The 1732-nt window shown below is 51.1% G+C and carries 1 rRNA gene; it reads right to left on the reverse strand.

The window, feature by feature from the left end:
• Positions 1-29 precede the first annotated feature (29 nt).
• Positions 30-1579, reverse strand: a 16S ribosomal RNA gene (locus QP339_RS09600).
• Positions 1580-1732: the final 153 nt, after the last annotated feature.

The raw sequence follows: 1732 nt of genomic DNA on the forward strand, positions 1-1732 counted from the left end.
GACGATTGTGTATTCCGTTATATCCTTAGAAAGGAGGTGATCCAGCCGCACCTTCCGATACGGCTACCTTGTTACGACTTCACCCCAATCATCTGTCCCACCTTCGGCGGCTGGCTCCAAAAGGTTACCTCACCGACTTCGGGTGTTACAAACTCTCGTGGTGTGACGGGCGGTGTGTACAAGACCCGGGAACGTATTCACCGCGGCGTGCTGATCCGCGATTACTAGCGATTCCGGCTTCATGCAGGCGAGTTGCAGCCTGCAATCCGAACTGAGAATGGCTTTAAGGGATTCGCTGACTCTCGCGAGTTCGCAGCCCGTTGTACCATCCATTGTAGCACGTGTGTAGCCCAAGTCATAAGGGGCATGATGATTTGACGTCATCCCCGCCTTCCTCCGGTTTGTCACCGGCAGTCTCGCTAGAGTGCCCAACTAAATGCTGGCAACTAACAATAAGGGTTGCGCTCGTTGCGGGACTTAACCCAACATCTCACGACACGAGCTGACGACAACCATGCACCACCTGTCACTTTGTCCCCGAAGGGAAAGCTCTATCTCTAGAGTGGTCAAAGGATGTCAAGACTTGGTAAGGTTCTTCGCGTTGCTTCGAATTAAACCACATGCTCCACCGCTTGTGCGGGTCCCCGTCAATTCCTTTGAGTTTCAGCCTTGCGGCCGTACTCCCCAGGCGGAGTGCTTAATGCGTTAACTGCGGCACTGAAGGGTGGAAACCCTCCAACACCTAGCACTCATCGTTTACGGCGTGGACTACCAGGGTATCTAATCCTGTTTGCTACCCACGCTTTCGAGCCTCAGTGTCAGTTACAGACCAGAAAGTCGCCTTCGCCACTGGTGTTCTTCCATATATCTACGCATTCCACCGCTACACATGGAGTTCCACTTTCCTCTTCTGCACTCAAGTTTCCCAGTTTCCAATGACCCTCCACGGTTAAGCCGTGGGCTTTCACATCAGACTTAAGAAACCACCTGCGCTCCCTTTACGCCCAATAAATCCGGACAACGCTTGCCACCTACGTATTACCGCGGCTGCTGGCACGTAGTTAGCCGTGGCTTTCTGGTAAGATACCGTCAAGACTGTAGCAGTTACTCTACAATTTGTTCTTCTCTTACAACAGAGTTTTACGATCCGAAAACCTTCTTCACTCACGCGGCATTGCTCCGTCAGGCTTGCGCCCATTGCGGAAGATTCCCTACTGCTGCCTCCCGTAGGAGTCTGGGCCGTGTCTCAGTCCCAGTGTGGCCGATTACCCTCTCAGGTCGGCTATGCATCATGGCCTTGGTAAGCTTTTATCCCACCAACTAGCTAATGCACCGCAAGACCATCTATGAGTGACAGCAAAAGCCGTCTTTCCAATTTGTCAGATGCCTGACAAATTACTATGCGGTATTAGCACCCGTTTCCGGATGTTGTCCCCCGCTCATAGGTAGGTTCCTTACGTGTTACTCACCCGTCCGCCGCTAACGTCAGAAGTGCAAGCACTTCGTCGGTTCGCTCGACTTGCATGTATTAGGCATGCCGCCAGCGTTCGTCCTGAGCCAGGATCAAACTCTCATGAAAGATTCATGAGCTTTGATAAGCTCGTTATTGCTGACTTTTTATAGTTGTTTGCTCAACTATTTATTGTTTGAATTGTTGGTTCATCAACTCGAAGTTGATGCCCTACACAATTGGTTCGTCTTCTTTGTTCAGTTTTCAAAGGTCTATCTCGTC

Source organism: Aerococcus sp. UMB7834, from assembly GCF_030215145.1.
Classification (GTDB): domain Bacteria; phylum Bacillota; class Bacilli; order Lactobacillales; family Aerococcaceae; genus Aerococcus.